The following is a 22,390-nucleotide window of genomic DNA, read 5'->3' as shown; positions in this document are numbered from 1 at the left end:
TTACTCTCCCTCAACGCGCACAAGGTAGTTCACCTTGTGGATCATGCCGCGTACGGCAGGGGTGTCTTCCAGTTCAACCGTATGACCGATGCGACGCAGGCCCAAGCCTTTCATAGTAGCCTTGTGCTTGGGCATAATGCCGATGGTGCTGCGGATCTGGGTAACCTTGATCGTTGCTGCCATGGTGCCTTACCCCGTGATCGCTTCGACAGACAGACCGCGCTTGGCGGCCACGTCTTCCGGTGCTTGCATGGAGGAGAGACCTTTAACAGTCGCTCGTACCACGTTAACCGGGTTGGTGGAACCGTAGCACTTGGCCAGTACGTCGTGGACACCGGCGAGCTCTAATACAGAGCGCATGGCGCCACCGGCGATGATACCGGTACCTTCGGAAGCCGGCTGCATGTACACCTTGGAAGCACCGTGACGGGCTTTGACCGGGTACTGCAGCGTATGGCCAGCAAGGTTCACCTTGACCATGTTGCGACGAGCTTGATCCATCGCTTTCTGGATTGCGACAGGCACTTCACGCGCCTTGCCACGACCGAAACCGACACGACCTTTACCATCACCAACGACGGTCAGTGCGGTGAAGCCGAAAATACGACCACCCTTGACCACCTTGGCGACGCGGTTGACCTGCACTAACTTCTCTTGCAGATCACCGCTTTGCTGTTCGTTCTTCGCCATCGTAAAACCCTTTAGAATTCCAGGCCGCCTTCACGTGCGGCGTCGGCCAGCGCCTTGACGCGGCCGTGATACTTAAAGCCAGCACGGTCGAAGGCCACCTGGGTGATGCCTGCTTCTTTAGCGCGTTCAGCAATCAGAGCACCCACTTTAGAGGCCGCATCTGAGTTGCCGGTCGCACCCTCGCGCAGTACTTTGTCCAGCGTAGAAGCACTGGCTAGCACTTTGCCACCATCCGGCGAGATAATCTGCGCATAGATGTGACGCGGGGTACGGTTGACGCACAGGCGATACACGCCCAGCTCGCGGATCTTTGCGCGAGCGCGGCGGGCACGACGGAGACGAGATTCTTTCTTCGCGTTCATAACCCTGCCTTACTTCTTCTTGGCTTCTTTGCGACGCACCTGCTCGTCGGCGTACCGAACACCCTTGCCTTTATACGGCTCGGGGGGACGGAAGGCGCGGATTTCCGCGGCGCACTGGCCGAGCATCTGCTTATCCGCGCTTTTCAGCACGATAACGGTGTTCTTCGGCGTTTCCGCTGAGACACCTTTAGGCAGTTCATAGTCGACCGGGTGCGAGAAGCCCAGTGAAAGATTGAGCGTCTGGCCCTTAGCTTGGGCACGATAACCGACGCCAACAATTTCGAGAGTTCTTGTGAAACCCTCGGATACGCCCGTTACCAGGTTCTGAACTAAGGCGCGGGTAGTACCGGCCATGGCCCAGCTCTTGGCAGACTCACTCGGGGCGAAGGTCAGCTGGCCATCTTCTTGACCGACCACTACATCAGAGTGGATGGTCATAGATAGCGTGCCCTGGCCGCCTTTGGCGGTCAGCTGGTCAGCATTGATTTTAATCTCAACGCCGGCAGGCACTTTAACCGGATATTTCGCTATGCGGGACATTCCAGCCTCCTAGAATACGGTGCAGATGACTTCGCCACCGACACCCGCTTGGCGCGCGGCACGATCGGTCATGACACCATTGGATGTGGTGACAATCGCGATACCCAGGCCATCGGCAACCTTAGGCAAGTTATCCTTGCCCATGTAGCGGCGCAGGGACGGCTTGGAAACCCGCTGAATGTGCTCAATGACCGGCTTACCCTCAAAGTACTTGAGAGTTACGGTTAGCTCGGGCTTAGCGCCCTCCGCTACCGCAAAGTCGGCAATGTAGCCTTCTTCCTTTAGCACTCGGGCCACTTGCACTTTCAACTTGGAGGACGGCATGGTAGCCGTCTCCTTGGTGGCCATCTGCGCATTGCGGATACGGGTAAACATATCCGCCAGAGTGTCTTGCATGCTCATTTAATGTGCGCTCCTGATAATTCTACGTGGCGTTACCAACTGGATTTTTTCAACCCAGGAACGTCGCCACGCATGGCGGCTTCACGCAGCTTGTTACGGCCAAGGCCGAACTTGTTGTAAAAACCGTGCGGACGACCGGTGATACGGCAGCGGTTACGCTGACGCACCGGGCTTGAGTCGCGCGGCAGTTGCTGCAGCTTCAGCGTCGCCTCGAAGCGGTCTTCCTCAGACGTGTTCACGTCTGAGATGATCTTCTTGAGTTCAGCGCGCTTGGTCGCATACTTCGCGACCAGCTGAGTACGCTTAAGCTCACGCTCTACCATACTTTTCTTAGCCATGATCTCGCCCCTATTTCTTGAACGGGAAGTTCAGCGCGGTTAGTAGCGCACGACCTTCCTCGTCGGTTTTGGCGGTCGTAGTGATAGTGACGTCCAACCCCCGGATGCGATCGATTTTATCATACTCGATCTCCGGGAAGATGATCTGCTCACGCACACCCATGGAGTAGTTACCACGACCGTCGAAAGACTTCGGGTTGAGACCACGGAAGTCACGCACGCGGGGAATCGCGATGTAAACCAAACGGTCCAAGAAGTCCCACATACGCTCAGCGCGCAGAGTTACCTTGATGCCGATTGGCCAACCTTCGCGCACCTTGAAGCCCGCGATGGACTTACGTGCCTTGGTCACCAACGGTTTTTGACCAGAGAGTTTCTCTAGATCGCCGATGGCATTGTCAATCAACTTTTTATCGTTGACTGCTTCGCCGATACCCATGTTCAGAGTCACTTTCGTGATCCGGGGTACCTGCATAACGTTGGCATAGCTGAACTCTTCTTTGAGTTGAGCTGCTACCTCGTTTTGATAACGTTCTTTCAAGTTCGCCATTGTGCTACCCGACTCGCGTTAGGCGTCGATCTGCGTCTGCGTCGACTTGTAGATACGTACCTTGGTACCGTCTTCCTTCACTTGGAAGCCGACGCGATCCGCCTTACCGGTCTCCGAATTGAAGATGGCTACGTTGGACGCGTGAATCGGAGCCTCACGCTCGACGATACCGCCCTGATTACCCGCCATGGGATTTGGCTTGGTGTGACGCTTAATCATGTTCACACCGGACACCAAAAAGCGGTTTTCTAATACCCGCTTAACGGTGCCACGCTTGCCTTTATCCTTCCCGGCGATGACGATGACTTCATCGTCACGTTTGATCTTTTGCATATCCGCCTCGCTCCTTACAGCACTTCAGGCGCTAAGGAAATGATCTTCATGAACTTTTCATTACGAAGTTCACGAGTCACCGGCCCAAAAATACGGGTACCGATGGGCTGTTCGTTGGTGTTATTCAACAAAACTGCCGCATTTCCATCGAAACGGATGAGCGAACCGTCGGGACGACGGACGCCACTACGGGTCCGGACCACGACCGCTTTTAGCACCTGGCCTTTTTTGACCTTGCCACGCGGAATCGCTTCCTTAACCGTGACCTTGATGATATCACCAACGCGAGCGTAACGACGATGTGAACCGCCTAACACCTTGATGCACTGCACCCGGCGCGCTCCGCTGTTGTCGGCGACATCCAGCATTGTCTGAGTCTGAATCATCGGTTTTCTCCAAACCTAATCTGACTGCACTGATTGACAGGCCTTGGGATTAACCCTTGGCGTGTTCAACCACCTCGACCAGCGTCCAGGCTTTCTTCTTGGAAAGCGGACGGCACTCCTGAATGGAAACCGTATCGCCTGCCTTAGCCTGGTTCGCCTCATCATGGGCGTGCAGCTTGGTGGAGCGCTTAACGTATTTTCCGTAGATCGGGTGACGCTCGCGCCGCTCGATCATGACGACGATGGACTTGTCCATCTTATCGCTCACCACTTTACCGGTGAGCGTACGCTTTGTGTTTTCTTCGGCCATCTCAATCACCTGCCTTCTCGTTGAGCAAAGTCTTAACGCGGGCGATATCCCGGCGGACCTGCTTGAGCAGATGAGTCTGGCTCAGTTGGCCAGTGGCCTTCTGCATGCGCAGGTTAAACTGCTCGCGGAGGAGTTCGAGGAGTTGCTCCTGGAGCTCTCCTGCGGACTTTTCACGAATTTCCTGGGCTTTCATCACATCACCGTCCGTTTCGCAAAGGTGGTGGATAAGGGCATTTTCTGTGCGGCAAGCTCAAACGCTTCACGAGCGAGCTCTTCCGACACGCCTTCAATTTCATACAGGACCCGACCCGGTTGGATCTGGGCAACCCAGTACTCAACAGAACCTTTACCTTTACCCATACGAACTTCGAGCGGCTTCTTGGAGATCGGCTTATCAGGGAAGACGCGGATCCAGATTTTACCGCCACGCTTTACGTGACGTGTGATCGCACGACGGCCTGCTTCGATCTGACGCGCAGTGATGCGGCCGCGACCAGTAGCTTTAAGGCCGTATTCCCCGAAGCTGATCTTGCTTCCGCGATGCGCTAGGCCACGGTTGCGGCCTTTCATCATCTTGCGGAATTTCATACGCTTGGGCTGTAACATCGACTCGCTCTCCCCTTACCTGGAACCTTTCTTCTTGGGCGCGTTGCCGGCAGGCTGTTGTTTAGCCTTGGCACGTACTTCCTCGATACCGCCGAGGATTTCACCCTTGAAGATCCACACTTTGACGCCGATAACGCCATAGGTGGTGTGAGCTTCGTAAGTGGCGTAGTCGATATCCGCACGCAACGTGTGCAGCGGAACGCGACCTTCGCGGTACCATTCGGTACGTGCGATTTCAGCGCCACCAAGACGACCTGACAGCTGAATCTTGATGCCACCAGCGCCAAGACGCATTGCGTTCTGTACCGCGCGCTTCATAGCACGACGGAACATGACGCGACGCTCAAGCTGACCCGCTACGTTAGCAGCGACTAGCTTGGCATCCAGCTCCGGCTTGCGAACTTCTTCGATGTTCACATGCACGGGAACGCCCATCATCTGGGTGAGATCGCGACGCAGACGGTCGACATCTTCACCTTTCTTACCAATCACGATACCCGGACGGGCAGTGTGAATGGTGATACGGGCATTGTTCGCCGGACGCTCGATGTGGATGCGGCTAACAGAGGCGCTTTTAAGACGCTCTTCCAGGAAGCTACGCACTTCGAGATCGTTATTGAGCTTATCGGCGTAAGCGCCGCGCTCAGCATACCAGACAGAAGCATGGTCTTTGACGATGCCCAGTCGAATGCCTGTTGGATTGACTTTCTGACCCATCGGTCGACTCCTACTTCTCGGCTACCTTGACGGTGATGTGGCACGTGCGCTTCAAGATACGATCCGCACGCCCCTTGGCACGCGGCTTGATACGCTTGAGCGTCATGCCCTCATCGACGCAGATGGTCGAGACACGCAGCTCGTCAATATCCATGCCGTTATTTTCTTCCGCGTTTGCAATCGCGGATTGCAGCACCTTCTTAACCAGCTTGGCAGCCTTCTTCGGTGAGAAGGTCAGCAGGTCGAGTGCCTCGGCGACAGGTTTACCGCGCACCTGGTCAGCCACCAAACGGGCCTTCTGGGCGGATAAACGAGCGCCAAGCAGCTTAGCTGTGACTTCCATCTCTCAATCCTCTCTGGCTTACCGTTTGGCTTTTTTATCCGCCGCATGCCCGCGATAAGTGCGAGTAGCAGCGAATTCGCCCAATTTGTGGCCAACCATTTCCTCGGAGACGTGCACCGGGACGTGTTGGCGACCGTTATGGACCGCGATAGTGAGGCCTACCATATTGGGCAGGATCATAGAACGACGCGACCAAGTCTTGATCGGTTTGCGATCGTTCTTCTCCACTGCAACCTCTACCTTCTTCAAAAGATGAAGGTCAATGAAGGGACCTTTCTTTAGTGAACGTGGCACAGCCGTTACCTCTTAATGTCTTGGCAATGTAGATCAACGCGTCTTATTACGACGACGAATGATCAGCTTGTCGGTGCGCTTGTTCTTACGCGTCTTATGACCCTTAGTCGGCACACCCCATGGGGATACCGGGTGACGACCACCACTGGTGCGGCCTTCGCCACCACCGTGCGGGTGATCGACTGGGTTCATCGCGACACCGCGAACAGTCGGACGCACACCTCTCCAGCGCTTCGCACCGGCCTTGCCAAGTTGACGCAGGCTGTGCTCTGAGTTGCTCACTTCACCCAAGGTCGCGCGGCACTCGGCCAACACTTTACGCATTTCGCCAGAGCGAAGACGCAGGGTGGCATAGTTACCTTCACGAGCAACCAGCTGGGCGCTTGTACCGGCACTGCGAGCAATCTGCGCGCCTTTACCCGGCTTGAGTTCGATGCAGTGCACCGTAGAACCCAACGGGACGTTGCGCAGCGGCAAGGCATTGCCTTTCTTGATTGACGCGTTAACACCAGATTCCAGCACGTCACCCGCGCTGACACCTTTCGGTGCAATGATGTAACGACGCTCACCATCGGCATACTTCAGCAGCGCAATGTGCGCACTGCGGTTGGGATCGTGCTCAAGACGCTCAACGGTGGCAGGAATGCCATCCTTGGTGCGTTTGAAATCGATCAACCGATAGTGGTGACGATGACCACCGCCCACGTGGCGGGTGGTGATACGACCGTAGTTGTTACGGCCGCCGGACTTGGACTGTTTTTCTAAAAGCGGTGCATAGGCACGGCCTTTAAACAGTTCCTCGCCAACGATCTTGACGACGTGGCGACGACCGGCGGAAGTGGGTTTGGTCTTGACGATTGCCATTATCCGTACTCCTGCCCTTATTCGGCGCCAGAGAAGTCTTCGAGCGTTTCACCCGCAGCCAGGGTCACATACGCTTTGCGGTAACCCTTACGCAGGCCAACGCCGTTCGCAGTACGTTTTGTTTTACCCTTCATGTTCAGTACCTGAACACTGCCGACCTTTTTGCCGAAGAGTGCTTCAACGGCCTTTTTGATCTCGGGCTTGGTAGCATCAGATGCCACCTTGAAAACGTACTGGTTGCGCTCGGCTGCCATTGCGGCCTTTTCGGTCACGTGCGGCCCAAGCAGAACCTTAAATACGCGTTCCTGGTTCATGCCAGCTTCTCCTCGAATTTACGCAGGGCGGAGACGGTAATCAGCACCTTATCAAAGGCTACCAGGCTTACCGGGTCAGCTGCCGCGACATCCACCACGTCAACGTGGGGAAGGTTGCGTGCGGCCAAATAGAGCTTTTCGTCAACTTCTTCAGTGACGATCAACACTTTTTCAAGGTTGAGCTCTTTTAGCTTGGCAGCTACCTGCTTGGTCTTAGGCGCATCGACGACGAACTCTTCAATCGCGACTAAACGCTCTTGACGTACCAGCTCTGACAAGATGGAGCGCATCGCTGCACGGTACATCTTGCGGTTAACCTTCTGGGTGTAGTCTTGCGGACGCGCCGCGAAGGTTACGCCACCACTACGCCATAGCGGAGAGCGGATGGTACCGGCACGTGCACGACCGGTGCCTTTCTGACGCCACGGCTTTTTACCACCGCCACGAACGTCGGAACGACTCTTTTGTGCGCGGGTTCCCTGACGACCAGCCGCCAAATAGGCAGTGACAACCTGGTGAACGAGCGCTTCGTTGAATTCTTTGCCAAAAGTGGCGTCGGCTACTTCAACGGTACCCGCGCCTGCAGCAAGATTCAGATTCATTGGTAATTATCCCCTTCAGCCTGCTTTCACGGCGCTGCGAACGATAACGTCACTACCGGGAGCACCCGGTACGGCGCCTTTAATCAGCAGCAGGTTACGCTCGGCGTCAACACGGACGATCTCAAGGCTCTGCACGGTGCAACGGTCGTTACCCATTTGACCGGCCATCTTTTTGCCTTTGAAAACGCGACCCGGAGTCTGACACATGCCGATAGAGCCCGGCGCGCGATGCGACAGAGAGTTACCGTGAGTCATATCTTGGGTACGGAAATTCCAGCGCTTAACAGCACCCTGGAAGCCTTTACCCTTAGAGGTGCCAGTCACGTCAACCATTTGACCAGCTTCGAAGAGGGATACGGTGAGTTCGCCGCCTACTTCAGGAATCTCTTCGCCTTCTGCAAGACGAAACTCCATCAGTGCACGACCAGCTTCAACACCCGCCTTGGCAAACTGACCCGCTTGCGCTTTGGTGAGGTGCTTAGCTTTACGAGAGCCAGATGTGACCTGAATCGCTGCGTAACCGTCAGACTCGACAGATTTAACGCGTGTAACACGATTAGGATCAACTTCAATAACGGTTACGGGCACAGACGCGCCGTCTTCGGTAAAGACACGGGTCATCCCGGCCTTTTTACCGACTAAACCGATAGTCATACTCAGTCTCCTATAGTGTACGGGGCTATCACCCGCTATGGCTGCCCTTTCCAGAGCATTCCACTAGCACATTGTATGGCGCCTCACGGCGCGGCGGCTGCTGCTCATGCTAGCTCTTTACAAAGAACGATGAGCGCTGGGCCGCAAGTGACTAGTGTAATTAGTTGAGTTTGATTTGCACGTCAACGCCTGCGGCGAGATCAAGCTTCATCAAAGCATCAACAGTTTTTTCGGTCGGCTCAACAATGTCGAGCACACGCTTGTGCGTACGAATCTCATACTGGTCACGCGCATCTTTGTTGACGTGCGGTGAGATCAGAATGGTGTAACGCTCGCGGTTGGTCGGCAGCGGAATCGGACCACGAACCTGAGCACCAGTACGTTTAGCGGTTTCAACAATCTCCGCTGTAGACTGGTCGATCAGGCGATGGTCGAAAGCTTTCAACCGAATGCGAATCTTTTGGTTCTGCATTTGCCCTAAACTCCAATGGATGTCGACGGCGCGAGCCGTCTACCCACGCATTCAAAGGATGCGCATTATAGGCACGCCAAAAGCCCATGTCAAACATTTGCTGTTGGTGCGCAGAAAAGGGGGCTCATCAGAGCCCCCTTCATCATTCAAGCATGCTGCTTACTTGACGATTTTGGCCACAACGCCAGCACCGACAGTACGGCCGCCTTCACGAATAGCGAAGCGCAAGCCTTCGTCCATTGCGATCGGGGCGATCAAGGTAACAACCATCTGAACGTTGTCACCCGGCATGACCATTTCAACGCCTTCCGGCAGTTCACAGGTACCCGTTACGTCGGTGGTACGGAAGTAGAACTGCGGACGGTAGCCCTTGAAGAAAGGCGTGTGACGACCACCCTCTTCTTTGGACAGTACGTAAACTTCTGCTTCGAAGGTAGTGTGCGGGTTGATGGTGCCCGGCTTGGCCAGTACTTGGCCACGCTCGACGTCATCACGCTTAGTACCACGCAGCAGGGCGCCAACGTTCTCACCAGCACGACCTTCGTCGAGCAGTTTACGGAACATTTCAACACCGGTAACGATCGTTTTGGTGGTATCGCGGATACCCACGATTTCCACTTCTTCGCCCGCTTTGACGATACCGCGCTCTACACGACCGGTGACAACAGTACCGCGGCCAGAGATAGAGAACACGTCTTCGATCGGCATCAGGAACGGCTGGTCGATGGCACGCTCCGGCTCAGGGATGTAAGCATCCAGAGCTTTGATCAAATTAGCGACGGCAGTCGTACCCATGCCCTTGTCATCTTCACCGTTCAGCGCCATCAGCGCAGAGCCAGTGATGATCGGCGTGTCGTCACCCGGGAAGTCGTACTGGTCTAGAAGTTCGCGAACTTCCATTTCTACCAGCTCGAGCAGCTCTTCATCATCGACCATGTCCGCTTTGTTCAGGAACACAACGATGAACGGTACGCCAACCTGACGAGACAGCAGGATGTGCTCGCGAGTTTGCGGCATCGGGCCGTCTGCGGCAGAACATACCAGGATAGCGCCGTCCATCTGCGCAGCACCGGTGATCATGTTCTTGACGTAGTCAGCGTGTCCCGGGCAGTCAACGTGCGCGTAGTGGCGATCTTCAGACTGGTATTCCACGTGGGAAGTAGCGATTGTGATACCGCGCTCACGCTCTTCAGGAGCGTTATCGATGGTATCAAACTCACGCCAGTCGCCGCCGAAAACCTCAGCAGACACGCGGGTCAGGGCCGCCGTCAGAGTCGTTTTACCGTGGTCGACGTGACCAATGGTGCCGACGTTGACGTGCGGTTTGGAACGTTCAAATTTTTCCTTAGCCACTGCTATAACCTCTTTACGTTAGCTAACGGTTAACCGTTTTGATTGATGACGGCTTCAACGACGCTGGAGGGCGCCTCGTCGTACTTCGAGAACTCCATAGAGTAGCTCGCACGGCCCTGGGTTTGTGAGCGCAGATCGGTTGCATAACCGAACATCTCGCCCAGTGGCACCGTCGCACGAATGACTTTACCAGAAGAGGAGTCATCCATACCCTGCACCAGGCCGCGACGACGGCTCAGGTCACCCATGACGTCACCCATAAATTCTTCGGGGGTCACGATTTCGACCTTCATCACCGGCTCCAGCAGCACGGCCTTGGCCTTCCTGGCACCTTCTTTTACTGCCATAGAAGAAGCAATCTTAAACGCAGTCTCGTTGGAGTCTACGTCGTGGAAGGAGCCATCAAACAGCGTTACTTTAACGTCGATCATCGGGTAACCCGCGATGACGCCGTTTTTGAGCTGCTCAAAAGCACCCTTCTCAACCGCGGGAACGTATTCCTTGGGAACCGCACCACCCACGATCTCAGAGTTGAACTTGAAGAACAGTTCGTCTTCGCCTTCACCCTTCTCTTCTGCTGTCAGCGGCTCAATACGCAGCCATACGTGACCATACTGACCACGACCACCGGACTGACGTACGAACTTGCCTTCTTGCTCAATGCTGCCGCGAATCGTTTCGCGATAGGCAACCTGAGGCTTACCGATATTGGCTTCAACCTTAAACTCGCGACGCATACGGTCAACGAGGATATCCAGGTGAAGCTCACCCATGCCAGAAATAATCGTCTGGCCGGTTTCTTCGTCGGTTTTGACCTGGAAGGAAGGGTCTTCTTGAGCAAGCTTGCCCAACGCAACACCCATCTTCTCTTGGTCTGCCTTAGATTTAGGCTCTACAGCAACCGAGATAACCGGATCCGGGAACTCCATGCGCTCGAGAACGATCTTGTTATCGATGTCGCACAGGGTATCACCCGTGGTGACGTCTTTCAGACCGATACAAGCAGCGATGTCGCCCGCCAGAACTTCTTTGATCTCTTCACGGGAATTGGCGTGCATCTGAACGATACGGCCAACGCGCTCTTTCTTCTGCTTAACGGAGTTATAGACACCGTCACCAGATTTAAGAACACCCGAGTAGACGCGAATAAAGGTCAGCGTACCAACGAAGGGGTCAGTGGCGATCTTAAACGCCAGGGCTGCAAACGGCGCACTGTCATCAGCTTCACGGGTATCAACGGTGCCGTCTTTATCGTCGAGCTCACCTTCGATCGCCTTAACTTCCGTCGGCGAAGGCATGTATTCGATAACGCCATCCAGCACTGCTTGAACGCCTTTGTTCTTAAAGGCAGAACCACAGGTAACCAGAACGATATCGTTAGCCAGGGTGCGCGCACGCAGACCGGCCTTGATCTCTTCAACCGATAGCTCACCGCCTTCAAGGTACTTTTCCATCAGCTCGTCAGAGCCTTCGGCAGCAGCTTCGACCATCTCTTCGCGGTACTTTTCTGCTGTTTCTTGTAGCTCAGCAGGAATGTCCGCGAGGTCATAATTCATACCCAGGCTCTCCTCGTCCCACAGGATAGCCTTCATCTGAATCAGATCAATAACGCCTTTAAAGTCCTCTTCCGTGCCCCAGTTAATCTGGATTGGCACAGCTTTGGCACCCAAACGCTCTTTCAACTGCTCGACAACCATGAAGAAGTCAGCGCCGGTACGGTCCATCTTATTGACGAAAACCATGCGCGGAACTTCGTACTTGTTGGCTTGGCGCCATACTGTTTCGGTCTGCGGCTGAACGCCGGAAGAACCACACAGCACAACAACCGCACCATCGAGTACGCGCAGAGAACGTTCAACTTCAATAGTGAAGTCAACGTGCCCCGGGGTGTCGATAATATTGATACGGTGCTCAGGGAACTGCTTGTTCATGCCCTGCCAGAAACAGGTAGTTGCAGCTGAGGTGATAGTGATACCACGCTCCTGCTCCTGCTCCATCCAGTCCATGGTCGCAGCACCGTCGTGTACTTCGCCCACTTTGTGGGAGAGGCCGGTGTAGAACAGTACACGCTCAGTCGTCGTGGTTTTACCCGCGTCGACGTGAGCGACGATACCGATATTACGGTAGCGATTTAGTGGAGTCTTGCGTGCCACGGTGAAACTCCCGTTTGTTGGCGATGCTCGTTAATTTAGCGGCGTATGCAAGCGAGGTTTATGCGGCCGCCGCTACCACTGCGTCATGGTAGCGGCTGAGTGTTGCAACTTTTGAATTGCAACAACGCGACTCAGCAAACATTCCACCATGCTGAACAACGTGCATATATAAACCAGAAAGCCATACTTAAAAACGCCGTACAAAGAAACGCCGATTTTAGAAACGCTGACCTTAAAAACGCCGACCTTAAAAACGGTAGTGCGAGAAGGCCTTGTTGGCTTCTGCCATGCGATGCACGTCTTCGCGCTTCTTAACGGCAGAACCTTTACCTTCAGCGGCATCCAGCATTTCACCCGCCAGACGCTGAACCATGGTTTTCTCACCGCGACGACGCGCCGCGTCTACCAGCCAGCGCATTGCCAGCGCTTGACGGCGAGACGGACGTACTTCAACCGGCACCTGATAGGTCGCACCACCAACGCGGCGCGACTTCACTTCGACCATCGGCTGGATGGCTTCCAGCGCTTTGTCGAAGATCTCCAGCGGATCTTCTTTACTACGCTCGGCAACCTTGTCCAACGCACCGTAGACGATACGCTCAGCTATGGACTTCTTGCCGCTGACCATCAGGTGGTTCATGAACTTCGCCAGACGCTCACTTCCGAACTTAGGATCCGGCAGAATCTCGCGTTTAGCTACTACTCTTCTTCTAGGCATGATAAGCCCTCAATTAAGGATCTTTCAGGTAAACCCGGAACTCATGCAACCTGCGTACGCTATTCAAGTACCACAAGTGCAGCCCGACCTTACTCTTATCAGACCGTCAAATTCGTGAAAATCGTTACTCAGCATGCCCTTTTGACGGAGCGACGCTGCACAGCTGACCCAGCCTTACGACTTAGGACGCTTAGTACCGTATTTAGAACGACCCTGACGACGATTTTGAACGCCAGAGGTGTCAAGGGCGCCACGAACGGTGTGATAACGCACACCTGGCAAATCCTTTACACGACCGCCGCGAATCAAAACGACAGAGTGTTCTTGAAGGTTGTGACCTTCACCACCGATATAGGAAGACACTTCAAAGCCGTTGGTAAGGCGCACACGGCAAACCTTACGCAGAGCCGAGTTAGGCTTCTTCGGGGTGGTGGTGTAAACGCGCGTACAAACGCCACGTTTTTGCGGACAGGCCTGCAGCGCTGGCACGTCACTTTTTGTGACGGGGCGCTTGCGCGGCTTGCGCACTAGCTGATTAATCGTTGCCATGGTGTTTAGCTGACTCCAATGGTTGCCTTGCCTTTTAACAAATGCGGGCAGCGGATGCGGACGCACCCACCCCACTGTTAAAGGCTGCGCATTCTAAAGGCTGACCCTAGGTCGCGTCAAGCCTTGCCGGCGGTTTTACCGGCAAGGTGATACTTTTTCAGGTCAGCTATTCGTTTTACTTACTCATGTTGCCTACTGCTTTAGGCGCCAAATCTACAGCTCGTCGTCAGAATCGAGAGCGGTCAACTGTGCACCCAGCTCCTGTTCGACTTCGGTAGCCGAAGGATTGAACAGTTGCTCAACGTCTTCGCGCTTGCGACGACGTTCTGCGTGGTGAGTCAAGCCCGTACCGGCCGGTATCAGGCGACCAACCACCACGTTTTCTTTCAGGCCGCGCAGGTAATCGCGCTTGCCAGTCACCGCCGCTTCGGTCAGTACGCGGGTTGTCTCCTGGAAGGAGGCCGCGGAAATGAACGACTCGGTGGCCAGGCTGGCCTTGGTGATACCCAGCAGCATACGCTGATACTTGGCCGGGAATTTCTTCTCTTTTTCAAGACGTTCGTTCTGTTCCAGCACGCGAACCAGTTCAGCCTGGTCGCCCGTGATGAAGTCAGAATCGCCCGAATCAGTAATCTCTACCTTACGCAGCATCTGACGCACAATGACTTCGATGTGCTTGTCGTTGATACCTACGCCCTGCAGACGATAAACGTCCTGTACTTCGGCAGTGATGTACTTGGCGAGCTCCTCAACACCCAACAAGCGCAGGATATCGTGCGGATTGCTCGGCCCATCGGAAATTACCTCGCCCTTCTCGACGGTTTCGCCTTCGAAGACGGCAATTTGACGCCATTTCGGAATCAGCGCTTCAAACGGATCGCCAGATTCCGGGGTAATGGTCAGACGACGCTTACCTTTGGTCTCTTTACCGAAGCTGATCACACCGCTGATCTCGGCCAGGATCGAGGACTCTTTCGGCTTACGCGCTTCGAACAAGTCAGCAACCCGCGGCAGACCACCGGTGATGTCTTTGTTCGCCGAGGCTTCTACCGGGATACGGGCAACCACTTCACCCACCCCGATCGTCACACCATCGTCGACCGAAATAATCGAGTTACCCGGCAGCAAGTACTGTACCGGCGTGTTTGAACCAGAAACCGATACGTATTCACCCGCAGCGTCTTGCAGCATGACCATGGGGCGCTTATCGCGGCCGGCCATAGGACGTGCTGCAGACTCGATCACCTCGATAGAGGAGAGGCCGGTCATCTCATCGACGCTGCGGTGCATGGTGACACCCTCGTCGAGATCGATGAACTGCGCCTTACCTTCTACTTCGGCAACGATCGGGTGGGTGTGCGGATCCCATTTGGCCACTGTCGCACCAGCGTCGACCACGTCGCCGTCGCGTACAGAAAGCTCAGCACCGTAAGGGAGCTTATAGTACTCACGCTCACGGCCATGGTCGTCAGCAACGGCCAGGGCGCTAGAACGAGATACCACCACCAGCTTACCGTCGGCACGCTCTACATGCTTGATGTTGTGCAGACGAACCTTACCGCCGTGCTTCACTTGTACGCTATCCACAGCAGACGAACGCGATGCCGCACCACCGATGTGGAAGGTACGCATGGTCAGCTGGGTACCCGGCTCACCGATGGACTGTGCGGCGATAACGCCGACGGCTTCACCGATGTTGACCTGATGGCCACGGGCCAAGTCACGGCCGTAACAGGAGGCACACACGCCGTGTGCGGTCTCACAGGTAATCGTAGAGCGAACGATGATCTCGTCGACACCCATGGTGTCGAGCTCGGCACACCATTTCTCGTCGAGCAAGGTACCTTTCGCGATCAAGACTTCACCGCTGCCAGGGTGAACCACATCCTGAGCGACTACACGACCCAGCACGCGCTGGGAAAGCGGTACGATAATGTCGCCGCCTTCGATGATCGGGTGCAGGGTCAAGCCATTTTCGGTGCCACAGTCGACTTCGGTGATGACCAAGTCTTGCGCTACGTCTACCAAGCGACGGGTTAGGTAACCGGAGTTGGCGGTTTTCAACGCCGTGTCCGCAAGACCTTTACGTGCACCGTGGGTCGAGATGAAGTACTGCAGTACGTTCAGACCTTCACGGAAGTTGGCGACGATCGGTGTTTCGATGATTGAACCATCCGGCTTGGCCATCAGACCACGCATACCCGCCAACTGACGGATCTGGGCAGCACTACCACGAGCACCGGAGTCGGCCATGATGAAGACGCTGTTGAACGAATCCTGCTCAACTTCGTTACCATCACGATCGATGACAGTCTCTTTAGAGATACCCACCATCATCGCCTTGGCGACTTTATCGTTGGCCTTGGACCAGATATCGATAACCTTGTTGTACTTCTCACCCGCTGTTACCAGGCCAGAAGAGAACTGGTCTTCGATCTCTTTAACTTCGGCTTCCGCTGCATCAACGATTTCAGTTTTTGCTTCGGGGATAACGAAGTCGTTAACACCGATTGAGGCGCCGGACCAGGTCGCGAGACGGAAACCGGTATACATCAGCTGGTCAGCGAAAATGACGGTCGGCTTGAGGCCGGCACGACGGTAGACTTCGTTGATCAGGCTGGAGATCGCCTTCTTCTTCATCGGCTGGTCGATCAGCTCGAAGGGCACACCTTCGGGCAGAATGCGGAACAGCAGTGCACGGCCTACCGTCGTATCGTAAATACGGCGGTGGAAGCTACGCTCGCCGCTCTCTTCTTCGATATCGATTTCGTCCAGACGCACTTTGACCCGGGCGTGCAGTGATACTGACTGAGTACCAAAGGCGCGCTCAACTTCATTAAGGTCAGAGAACACCATGCCTTCGCCTTTGGCGTTGATCTTTTCGCGGGTCATGTAGTAAAGACCCAGAACAACGTCTTGCGACGGTACGATGATCGGCTCGCCGTTAGCGGGCGACAGCACGTTGTTGGTGGCCATCATCAGCGCACGCGCTTCAAGCTGTGCTTCCAGCGTCAGCGGTACGTGTACCGCCATCTGGTCACCGTCAAAGTCGGCGTTATAGGCAGCACATACCAGCGGGTGCAGCTGAATCGCTTTACCTTCGATCAGCAGCGGCTCAAACGCCTGGATACCCAAACGGTGAAGCGTGGGTGCGCGGTTAAGCAGTACCGGGTGTTCGCGGATAACATCGGCAAGGATGTCCCACACTTCCGGCAGCTCGCGCTCGACCATCTTCTTGGCGGCTTTGATCGTTGAGGCATAGCCCAGCGACTGCAGCTTGGAGTAGATAAACGGCTTGAACAGCTCAAGCGCCATTTTCTTGGGCAGACCACACTGGTGCAGACGCAGGGTCGGACCAACGGTAATCACCGAGCGGCCCGAGTAGTCGACGCGCTTACCCAGCAGGTTCTGACGGAAACGACCCTGCTTACCTTTGATCATGTCGGCGAGCGATTTCAGCGGGCGCTTGTTAGAGCCCGTGATCGCGCGGCCACGACGACCATTGTCGAGCAGTGCATCGACGGCTTCCTGCAGCATACGCTTCTCGTTGCGCACAATAATGTCCGGCGCATTGAGATCGAGCAGACGCTTCAGGCGGTTGTTACGGTTGATCACACGACGGTAAAGGTCGTTGAGATCGGAGGTCGCGAAACGGCCACCGTCCAGCGGTACCAGCGGACGCAGATCCGGTGGCAGCACGGGCAGCACTTCCATGACCATCCACGCCGGCGCGTTACCGGAGTGGTAGAAGGCTTCAAGCAGCTTGAGGCGCTTGGAGAGCTTCTTGATCTTGGTTTCGGAGTTAGTCTGCGGAATCTCTTCGCGCAGGTGGTTAATCTCTTCTTCCAGATCGATGTCTTTGAGCAGCTCCTGAACGGCTTCGGCACCCATGCGGGCGTCGAAGTCATCACCGAACTCTTCCAGTGCTTCAAAGTACTGCTCGTCGTTCATCAACTGACCACGCTCCAGCGTGGTCATGCCTGGATCGATAACGACAAAGCTTTCGAAATACAGCACGCGCTCGATATCACGCAGGGTCATATCGAGGAACATGCCGATACGCGACGGTAGTGACTTCAAAAACCAAATGTGTGCCACCGGCGAAGCGAGCTCGATGTGCCCCATGCGCTCACGGCGCACGGCGGCTTTGGTCACTTCTACGCCACACTTTTCGCAGATGATACCGCGGTGCTTCATGCGCTTATACTTGCCGCACAGGCACTCGTAATCCTTAACCGGGCCAAAAATCTTGGCGCAGAACAGGCCATCCCGCTCCGGTTTAAAGGTACGGTAGTTGATGGTCTCAGGCTTCTTCACCTCGCCAAACGACCAGGAGCGAATCATGTCCGGCGACGCCAGGGTAATCTTGATCGCGTCAAACTCTTCGGACTGAGACTGCGATTTGAGTACTTTCACCAAATCTTTCATGGGACGGCTCCTAGCTCTCTAACTCGATATCGATGCCCAGCGAGCGGATTTCCTTCACGAGTACGTTGAAGGATTCCGGCATGCCTGCCTGCATGGTGTGGTCGCCATCCACGATGTTTTTGTACATCTTGGTGCGGCCTTCGACGTCGTCCGACTTGACGGTGAGCATCTCTTGTAGCGTGTATGCAGCGCCGTAAGCTTCCAGCGCCCACACTTCCATCTCACCGAAGCGCTGACCACCGAATTGCGCCTTACCACCCAAGGGCTGCTGGGTAACCAGCGAGTAAGAACCAGTAGAACGCGCATGCATCTTGTCGTCTACCAAGTGGTTAAGCTTCAGCATGTACATGTAGCCAACGGTGACCGGACGGTCAAAAGCATCACCGGTACGGCCATCGAACAGGGCCATCTGACCCGACTCGGGGATGTCCGCCAGCTTCAGCAGGTGCTTGATTTCGTGCTCTTTGGCACCGTCAAACACCGGCGTGGCCATAGGCACACCACCTTTGAGGTTCTTCGCCAGGGCGATGATCTCGTCATCCGTCAGGGAGTCGAGATCTTCAACGCGCGTACCTTGCGTATTGTAGATCTGCCCCAGGAAATCACGGATCTCGGCCACTTGCTGTCCACGTGCGTCGCGCAGCATGGCTTCGATCTTGACGCCCAAGCCACGTGCCGCCATACCCAGGTGGGTTTCCAAAATCTGACCGACGTTCATACGCGACGGTACGCCCAGCGGGTTCAGCACCACGTCGACCGGCTCGCCCTTTTCATCAAACGGCATGTCTTCGATGGGCATAATCGCCGAGATAACACCTTTGTTACCGTGACGACCGGCCATCTTGTCACCCGGCTGGATGCGACGCTTAACCGCCATATAGACTTTGACGATTTTTAGCACGCCCGGTGCGAGATCGTCGCCCTGGGTCAGCTTGCGCTTCTTATCTTCAAAGCGCTCGTCCATCTCTTTACGACGGGTTTCCAGCTGTTCGTCGGCCTGTGCCAGCAGCTCGTTGTAGGACTCATCCTGCAGACGCAGTTTGAACCACTGCTGACGCGGCAATTCATCCAGGTATGCCTCGTCGAGCACGTCACCTTTCTTGAGGTTCGGGCCGCCGTTAACAGCCTGACCGTCAAGGGTACGCTTTAGACGCTCAAAAGTGGCGTCTTCGGCGATACGGTAAGTCTCTTGGAGATCCTTACGAACTTCGTCAAGCTGAGTGCGCTCGATCGACAGGGCGCGTGAATCTTTCTCAACGCCGTCACGAGTAAACACCTGAACGTCGATGACCGTACCTTTCATGCCGGTGGGGGCACGCAGGGAAGTGTCTTTAACGTCAGACGCTTTCTCGCCGAAGATGGCACGTAGCAGCTTCTCTTCAGGCGTCAGCTGGGTTTCACCCTTCGGCGTTACTTTACCGACCAGAATATCGCCCGGGCCGACTTCGGCACCGATGTAGACAACGCCCGCTTCATCCAGCTTGGAGAGCGCAGACTCGCCCACGTTAGGGATATCGGAGGTAATTTCTTCCGAGCCCAACTTGGTGTCGCGGGACACACAGGTCAGTTCCTGAATGTGGATCGTGGTGAAACGGTCTTCTTGAACGACCCGCTCGGAAAGCAGGATGGAGTCCTCGAAGTTGTAACCGTTCCAGGGCATAAACGCGATGCGCATGTTCTGGCCCAGCGCCAGGTCGCCCATATCCACCGACGGGCCGTCAGCGAGAATATCGCCACGTGCCACGCTGTCGCCAGGCCGCACGATGGGGCGCTGGTTCATACAGGTGTTCTGGTTCGAGCGGGTGTACTTGGTCAGGTTGTAGATATCAACGCCGGCTTCACCGCCGATGATTTCATCTTCATTAACCCGTACAACGACACGACGCGCATCGACGGAATCAATCACGCCGCCGCGATTGGCCACCGCACAGACGCCGGAGTCACGGGCAACAAAGCGCTCCATGCCCGTACCTACCAGCGGCTTATCGGCACGCAGGGTCGGTACCGCCTGACGCTGCATGTTAGAACCCATCAAGGCGCGGTTGGCGTCATCGTGCTCCAGGAACGGAATCAATGCCGCTGCGACTGATACAACCTGACGTGGCGACACGTCCATTAGCGTCACTTGTTCAGGACGCATAAAGGTCGTTTCACCGCGGTGACGAACCTGAACCAGGTCATCACTTAACTTGTTGGACTCATCTACCGCTGCTGATGCCTGGGCGATAACGAAATCGCCCTCTTCGATCGCCGAGAGGTGAACGATGTCGTCGGTCAACTGACGATCAACCACTTTACGGTACGGCGTTTCGAGGAAACCGTAGCTGTTAGTGTGGCTGTAAGTGGCCAGCGAGTTAATCAGACCGATGTTCGGGCCTTCTGGCGTTTCGATCGGGCATAGACGCCCGTAGTGCGTGGCGTGAACGTCACGTACTTCGAAGCCAGCACGCTCACGGGTCAAACCACCGGGGCCGAGTGCCGACACACGACGCTTGTGGGTAACCTCAGAAAGCGGGTTGTTCTGATCCATAAACTGCGAAAGCTGGCTGGAACCGAAGAACTCCTTCACCGCCGCCGCGACCGGCTTGGCGTTGATCAAGTCTTGGGGCATCAGGCCTTCGCTTTCCGCCATGGAAAGACGCTCTTTCACGGCGCGCTCTACACGCACCAGGCCTACGCGGAACTGGTTCTCTGCCATCTCGCCCACACAGCGAATACGGCGGTTACCCAGGTGATCGATATCGTCAACGTCACCGAAGCCGTTACGGATACTGATCAGCTCGCGCAGCACATCAAGAATGTCTTTGCGATCCAGTACGCCGGAGCCCGTGTCAGTATCACGACGCAGGCGACGGTTGAACTTCATGCGGCCAACGCCAGACAGGTCGTAGCGGTCCTCAGAGAAGAACAGGTTGTTAAACAGGGTCTCGGCAGACTCTTTGGTGGGCGGTTCGCCGGGACGCATCATGCGGTAAATTTCGACTAACGCTTCAAGCGCGGAATTAGTAGCATCCAGCTTCAAGGTGTCGGAAATGAATGAACCGCAGTCGAGATCATTGGTGTAGAGCGTTTCCACCAAGGTAATGCCACCCTGGGCCATGCGCTCAAGCACCTCGGGAGTGATCTCGGTATTACACGGGCAGATCAGCTCGCCTGTTTTGGAGTCGATTTGATCTTTAGCCAGCGTTTTGCCGAACAGGTACTCCATCGGCACGTCCAGACGCTCAAGGCCGGCTTTTTCAAGCTGACGAATATGCTTCTGGGTAATCCGACGCCCCTCTTCAACGATCACATTACCTTCGCCATCCTTGATGTCGAAAGTAGCTGTCTCGCCGCGCAGGCGCGACGGAACCAGCTCAACATAGAAACCGGATTTCTCAATGTGGAAGACGCTGGTTTCAAAGAACTCGGCCAGAATTTCTTCGGTGTTCATCCCCAGCGCACGCATCAGTACCGAGGCCGGCAGCTTGCGGCGACGGTCAATACGTACGAAAACGTTATCCTTGGGGTCAAACTCGAAGTCTAACCAGGAGCCACGATAAGGAATCACGCGAGCTGAATAGAGCAGCTTGCCGGAAGAGTGGCTCTTACCTTTGTCGTGATCGAAGAACACACCGGGCGAGCGGTGGAGCTGGGAGACGATAACCCGCTCAGTACCGTTGATAACAAAGGTACCGTTCTCAGTCATCAGGGGGATTTCCCCCATGTAGACTTCTTGCTCTTTAATATCTTTAATTGCTTTGTTCGAGGAGTCGCGATCATAGATGATCAAGCGAACCTTGACGCGCAGCGGGGCGGAGTAAGTCACGCCGCGCAGTTGGCACTCCTTAACATCGAACGCCGGCGTGCCAAAGCGGTAGCTGACATACTCAAGCGCTGCATTGCCGGAGAAGCTCTCAATCGGAAACACGGACTTGAATGCCGCGTGCAGACCGACCTCGTGACGCTCGTCGGGCGAACGATCTTGCTGGAGGAAGTCGTAATAGGAATCAAGCTGGATCGCCAGCAAGTAAGGCACATCCATCACTTGGGGCAGTTTGCCGAAATCCTTGCGGATGCGTTTTTTCTCAGTATATGAGTAAGCCATCTGTATTCCCCAGCTTGTTCACCATGGGTGACCGATGCGTGGTCATCTGCCCTTCGAGCTTCGTCAGACACAGACAGCAAGCTCCTCAATCGGTAGCTCGCCGTCGAAAATCTAGTTCGATAACTCAGTCGTCGATAACACTGTAGTCGATAACACTATCTTCAATAACGCCATCTTCAATAACGCTTTTACGTTTCTGTCGTGGCTACTCTCAATGAGCAGTACTGCTGTCGTTCAATATCACCGAGTGTTCGACACCAGCTACAACAGAAAAAGGCCGGCAGCGGGAAATCCCGCCGCCAGCCGTGGAAGCTTACGCAGCGCG

The 22,390-nt window shown here is 55.3% G+C and carries 27 protein-coding genes; 1 reads left to right on the top strand and 26 read right to left on the bottom strand.

The genetic code is table 11. The features are described from left to right. From rpmD to fusA, 22 genes are all read right to left on the bottom strand, one after another. Positions 1 to 183, bottom strand: a complete 183-nt coding sequence (gene rpmD, locus YERSI8AC_RS00795; protein ID WP_022520864.1) for a 50S ribosomal protein L30 — start codon at positions 181 to 183, stop codon at positions 1 to 3. 6 nt (positions 184 to 189) lie between these two features. Continuing rightward, positions 190 to 690, bottom strand: coding sequence for a 30S ribosomal protein S5 (gene rpsE, locus YERSI8AC_RS00790; protein WP_007111990.1), 501 nt, complete (start codon positions 688 to 690; stop codon positions 190 to 192). An 11-nt stretch (positions 691 to 701) separates the two neighbouring features. Beyond that, complete coding sequence (rplR, locus tag YERSI8AC_RS00785; protein WP_022520865.1) at positions 702 to 1,052, bottom strand: 50S ribosomal protein L18; 351 nt, start codon at positions 1,050 to 1,052, stop codon at positions 702 to 704. Between the two features lie 9 nt (positions 1,053 to 1,061). Next, positions 1,062 to 1,592 carry a 50S ribosomal protein L6 gene (rplF, locus tag YERSI8AC_RS00780; RefSeq protein WP_009288139.1) on the bottom strand — a complete coding sequence of 177 codons (531 nt, stop codon included), beginning with the start codon at positions 1,590 to 1,592 and terminating at the stop codon, positions 1,062 to 1,064. 9 nt (positions 1,593 to 1,601) lie between these two features. Further along, positions 1,602 to 1,994 (bottom strand): 30S ribosomal protein S8, encoded by a 393-nt coding sequence (rpsH, locus tag YERSI8AC_RS00775; RefSeq protein WP_007111993.1) that lies wholly within the window; start codon positions 1,992 to 1,994, stop codon positions 1,602 to 1,604. Positions 1,995 to 2,026: 32 nt separating this feature from the next. Continuing rightward, positions 2,027 to 2,332: a 30S ribosomal protein S14 gene (rpsN, locus tag YERSI8AC_RS00770; protein WP_022520866.1), complete on the bottom strand. Its 306-nt coding sequence runs from the start codon at positions 2,330 to 2,332 to the stop codon at positions 2,027 to 2,029. Positions 2,333 to 2,342: 10 nt separating this feature from the next. After that, positions 2,343 to 2,882, bottom strand: coding sequence for a 50S ribosomal protein L5 (rplE, locus tag YERSI8AC_RS00765; RefSeq protein WP_007111995.1), 540 nt, complete (start codon positions 2,880 to 2,882; stop codon positions 2,343 to 2,345). An 18-nt stretch (positions 2,883 to 2,900) separates the two neighbouring features. Further along, positions 2,901 to 3,215, bottom strand: coding sequence for a 50S ribosomal protein L24 (gene rplX / locus YERSI8AC_RS00760; protein ID WP_007111996.1), 315 nt, complete (start codon positions 3,213 to 3,215; stop codon positions 2,901 to 2,903). A 14-nt stretch (positions 3,216 to 3,229) separates the two neighbouring features. Further along, on the bottom strand, positions 3,230 to 3,601 hold the full coding sequence (gene rplN, locus YERSI8AC_RS00755; protein ID WP_008959163.1) for a 50S ribosomal protein L14: 372 nt from the start codon (positions 3,599 to 3,601) through the stop codon (positions 3,230 to 3,232). Positions 3,602 to 3,650: 49 nt separating this feature from the next. Continuing rightward, positions 3,651 to 3,911: a 30S ribosomal protein S17 gene (gene rpsQ, locus YERSI8AC_RS00750; RefSeq protein WP_007111998.1), complete on the bottom strand. Its 261-nt coding sequence runs from the start codon at positions 3,909 to 3,911 to the stop codon at positions 3,651 to 3,653. Between the two features lies 1 nt (position 3,912). Further along, positions 3,913 to 4,104: a 50S ribosomal protein L29 gene (gene rpmC, locus YERSI8AC_RS00745; RefSeq protein ID WP_007111999.1), complete on the bottom strand. Its 192-nt coding sequence runs from the start codon at positions 4,102 to 4,104 to the stop codon at positions 3,913 to 3,915. Continuing rightward, on the bottom strand, positions 4,104 to 4,517 hold the full coding sequence (gene rplP, locus YERSI8AC_RS00740) for a 50S ribosomal protein L16 (RefSeq protein WP_007112000.1): 414 nt from the start codon (positions 4,515 to 4,517) through the stop codon (positions 4,104 to 4,106). Before rplP ends, rpmC begins: the two co-directional genes overlap by 1 nt. 15 nt (positions 4,518 to 4,532) lie before the next feature. Next, positions 4,533 to 5,234, bottom strand: coding sequence for a 30S ribosomal protein S3 (rpsC, locus tag YERSI8AC_RS00735; protein WP_009288141.1), 702 nt, complete (start codon positions 5,232 to 5,234; stop codon positions 4,533 to 4,535). Between the two features lie 10 nt (positions 5,235 to 5,244). Beyond that, positions 5,245 to 5,577, bottom strand: a complete 333-nt coding sequence (gene rplV, locus YERSI8AC_RS00730; RefSeq protein ID WP_007112002.1) for a 50S ribosomal protein L22 — start codon at positions 5,575 to 5,577, stop codon at positions 5,245 to 5,247. Positions 5,578 to 5,595: 18 nt separating this feature from the next. Beyond that, positions 5,596 to 5,871 (bottom strand): 30S ribosomal protein S19, encoded by a 276-nt coding sequence (rpsS, locus tag YERSI8AC_RS00725; RefSeq protein ID WP_013330996.1) that lies wholly within the window; start codon positions 5,869 to 5,871, stop codon positions 5,596 to 5,598. A gap of 33 nt (positions 5,872 to 5,904) precedes the next feature. Beyond that, complete coding sequence (gene rplB / locus YERSI8AC_RS00720) at positions 5,905 to 6,735, bottom strand: 50S ribosomal protein L2 (protein WP_008959166.1); 831 nt, start codon at positions 6,733 to 6,735, stop codon at positions 5,905 to 5,907. Positions 6,736 to 6,752: 17 nt separating this feature from the next. After that, positions 6,753 to 7,049, bottom strand: a complete 297-nt coding sequence (gene rplW / locus YERSI8AC_RS00715) for a 50S ribosomal protein L23 (RefSeq protein ID WP_008959167.1) — start codon at positions 7,047 to 7,049, stop codon at positions 6,753 to 6,755. Then, on the bottom strand, positions 7,046 to 7,651 hold the full coding sequence (gene rplD / locus YERSI8AC_RS00710) for a 50S ribosomal protein L4 (RefSeq protein ID WP_007112005.1): 606 nt from the start codon (positions 7,649 to 7,651) through the stop codon (positions 7,046 to 7,048). The genes rplW and rplD overlap by 4 nt, the downstream gene beginning before the upstream one ends. Positions 7,652 to 7,666: 15 nt before the next feature. Next, positions 7,667 to 8,305 carry a 50S ribosomal protein L3 gene (rplC, locus tag YERSI8AC_RS00705; RefSeq protein WP_159175907.1) on the bottom strand — a complete coding sequence of 213 codons (639 nt, stop codon included), beginning with the start codon at positions 8,303 to 8,305 and terminating at the stop codon, positions 7,667 to 7,669. Positions 8,306 to 8,465: 160 nt separating this feature from the next. After that, positions 8,466 to 8,777 carry a 30S ribosomal protein S10 gene (gene rpsJ, locus YERSI8AC_RS00700; protein ID WP_007112007.1) on the bottom strand — a complete coding sequence of 104 codons (312 nt, stop codon included), beginning with the start codon at positions 8,775 to 8,777 and terminating at the stop codon, positions 8,466 to 8,468. A 159-nt stretch (positions 8,778 to 8,936) separates the two neighbouring features. Beyond that, positions 8,937 to 10,130 (bottom strand): elongation factor Tu, encoded by a 1,194-nt coding sequence (tuf, locus tag YERSI8AC_RS00695; protein WP_009288143.1) that lies wholly within the window; start codon positions 10,128 to 10,130, stop codon positions 8,937 to 8,939. A gap of 29 nt (positions 10,131 to 10,159) precedes the next feature. Then, entirely contained in the window at positions 10,160 to 12,283 is a 2,124-nt protein-coding gene (gene fusA, locus YERSI8AC_RS00690) for an elongation factor G (RefSeq protein ID WP_009288144.1), read from the bottom strand. Positions 12,284 to 12,382: 99 nt separating this feature from the next. Between fusA and YERSI8AC_RS00685 the strand changes: the two genes are divergently transcribed. Beyond that, positions 12,383 to 12,598 carry a pentapeptide repeat-containing protein gene (locus YERSI8AC_RS00685; RefSeq protein WP_081742684.1) on the top strand — a complete coding sequence of 72 codons (216 nt, stop codon included), beginning with the start codon at positions 12,383 to 12,385 and terminating at the stop codon, positions 12,596 to 12,598. On the opposite strand, the gene rpsG is transcribed toward YERSI8AC_RS00685, so the two are convergent. The 4 genes from rpsG to rpoB form a co-directional block, all read right to left on the bottom strand. Further along, positions 12,531 to 13,001 carry a 30S ribosomal protein S7 gene (gene rpsG / locus YERSI8AC_RS00680; protein ID WP_009288145.1) on the bottom strand — a complete coding sequence of 157 codons (471 nt, stop codon included), beginning with the start codon at positions 12,999 to 13,001 and terminating at the stop codon, positions 12,531 to 12,533. The genes YERSI8AC_RS00685 and rpsG overlap by 68 nt on opposite strands. 174 nt (positions 13,002 to 13,175) lie before the next feature. Continuing rightward, entirely contained in the window at positions 13,176 to 13,550 is a 375-nt protein-coding gene (rpsL, locus tag YERSI8AC_RS00675) for a 30S ribosomal protein S12 (protein ID WP_008959173.1), read from the bottom strand. 213 nt (positions 13,551 to 13,763) lie between these two features. Beyond that, positions 13,764 to 17,978 (bottom strand): DNA-directed RNA polymerase subunit beta', encoded by a 4,215-nt coding sequence (rpoC, locus tag YERSI8AC_RS00670; RefSeq protein WP_159175906.1) that lies wholly within the window; start codon positions 17,976 to 17,978, stop codon positions 13,764 to 13,766. A gap of 10 nt (positions 17,979 to 17,988) precedes the next feature. After that, positions 17,989 to 22,065: a DNA-directed RNA polymerase subunit beta gene (gene rpoB, locus YERSI8AC_RS00665; protein ID WP_138800118.1), complete on the bottom strand. Its 4,077-nt coding sequence runs from the start codon at positions 22,063 to 22,065 to the stop codon at positions 17,989 to 17,991. Positions 22,066 to 22,390 lie beyond the last annotated feature (325 nt).

This window comes from Halomonas sp. 113, from assembly GCF_904067645.1.
GTDB classification, from domain to species: domain Bacteria; phylum Pseudomonadota; class Gammaproteobacteria; order Pseudomonadales; family Halomonadaceae; genus Vreelandella; species Vreelandella titanicae.
The sequence above is the reverse complement of the archived record's forward strand: the minus strand, read 5'-3'. Positions and strand labels throughout refer to the sequence as shown.

Excerpts from the sequence above, each read along its gene's own strand:
- rplE (WP_007111995.1), bottom strand. The coding sequence starts at position 2,882 with ATGGCGAACTTGAAAGAACGTTATCAAAACGAGGTAGCAGCTCAACTC.
- rplX (WP_007111996.1), bottom strand. The coding sequence starts at position 3,215 with ATGCAAAAGATCAAACGTGACGATGAAGTCATCGTCATCGCCGGGAAG.
- rpmD (WP_022520864.1), bottom strand. The coding sequence starts at position 183 with ATGGCAGCAACGATCAAGGTTACCCAGATCCGCAGCACCATCGGCATT.
- rplD (WP_007112005.1), bottom strand. The coding sequence starts at position 7,651 with ATGAATCTGAATCTTGCTGCAGGCGCGGGTACCGTTGAAGTAGCCGAC.
- rplW (WP_008959167.1), bottom strand. The coding sequence starts at position 7,049 with ATGAACCAGGAACGCGTATTTAAGGTTCTGCTTGGGCCGCACGTGACC.
- rpoC (WP_159175906.1), bottom strand. The coding sequence starts at position 17,978 with ATGAAAGATTTGGTGAAAGTACTCAAATCGCAGTCTCAGTCCGAAGAG.
- rplP (WP_007112000.1), bottom strand. The coding sequence starts at position 4,517 with ATGTTACAGCCCAAGCGTATGAAATTCCGCAAGATGATGAAAGGCCGC.
- rplC (WP_159175907.1), bottom strand. The coding sequence starts at position 8,305 with ATGACTATCGGTTTAGTCGGTAAAAAGGCCGGGATGACCCGTGTCTTT.
- rpoB (WP_138800118.1), bottom strand. The coding sequence starts at position 22,065 with ATGGCTTACTCATATACTGAGAAAAAACGCATCCGCAAGGATTTCGGC.
- rplR (WP_022520865.1), bottom strand. The coding sequence starts at position 1,052 with ATGAACGCGAAGAAAGAATCTCGTCTCCGTCGTGCCCGCCGCGCTCGC.
- rpmC (WP_007111999.1), bottom strand. The coding sequence starts at position 4,104 with ATGAAAGCCCAGGAAATTCGTGAAAAGTCCGCAGGAGAGCTCCAGGAG.
- rpsN (WP_022520866.1), bottom strand. The coding sequence starts at position 2,332 with ATGGCTAAGAAAAGTATGGTAGAGCGTGAGCTTAAGCGTACTCAGCTG.
- rpsJ (WP_007112007.1), bottom strand. The coding sequence starts at position 8,777 with ATGCAGAACCAAAAGATTCGCATTCGGTTGAAAGCTTTCGACCATCGC.
- rplV (WP_007112002.1), bottom strand. The coding sequence starts at position 5,577 with ATGGAAGTCACAGCTAAGCTGCTTGGCGCTCGTTTATCCGCCCAGAAG.
- rpsQ (WP_007111998.1), bottom strand. The coding sequence starts at position 3,911 with ATGGCCGAAGAAAACACAAAGCGTACGCTCACCGGTAAAGTGGTGAGC.
- rpsE (WP_007111990.1), bottom strand. The coding sequence starts at position 690 with ATGGCGAAGAACGAACAGCAAAGCGGTGATCTGCAAGAGAAGTTAGTG.
- rplB (WP_008959166.1), bottom strand. The coding sequence starts at position 6,735 with ATGGCAATCGTCAAGACCAAACCCACTTCCGCCGGTCGTCGCCACGTC.
- rplN (WP_008959163.1), bottom strand. The coding sequence starts at position 3,601 with ATGATTCAGACTCAGACAATGCTGGATGTCGCCGACAACAGCGGAGCG.
- rplF (WP_009288139.1), bottom strand. The coding sequence starts at position 1,592 with ATGTCCCGCATAGCGAAATATCCGGTTAAAGTGCCTGCCGGCGTTGAG.
- rpsL (WP_008959173.1), bottom strand. The coding sequence starts at position 13,550 with ATGGCAACGATTAATCAGCTAGTGCGCAAGCCGCGCAAGCGCCCCGTC.
- rpsG (WP_009288145.1), bottom strand. The coding sequence starts at position 13,001 with ATGCCTAGAAGAAGAGTAGTAGCTAAACGCGAGATTCTGCCGGATCCT.
- rpsC (WP_009288141.1), bottom strand. The coding sequence starts at position 5,234 with ATGGGTCAGAAAGTCAATCCAACAGGCATTCGACTGGGCATCGTCAAA.
- rpsH (WP_007111993.1), bottom strand. The coding sequence starts at position 1,994 with ATGAGCATGCAAGACACTCTGGCGGATATGTTTACCCGTATCCGCAAT.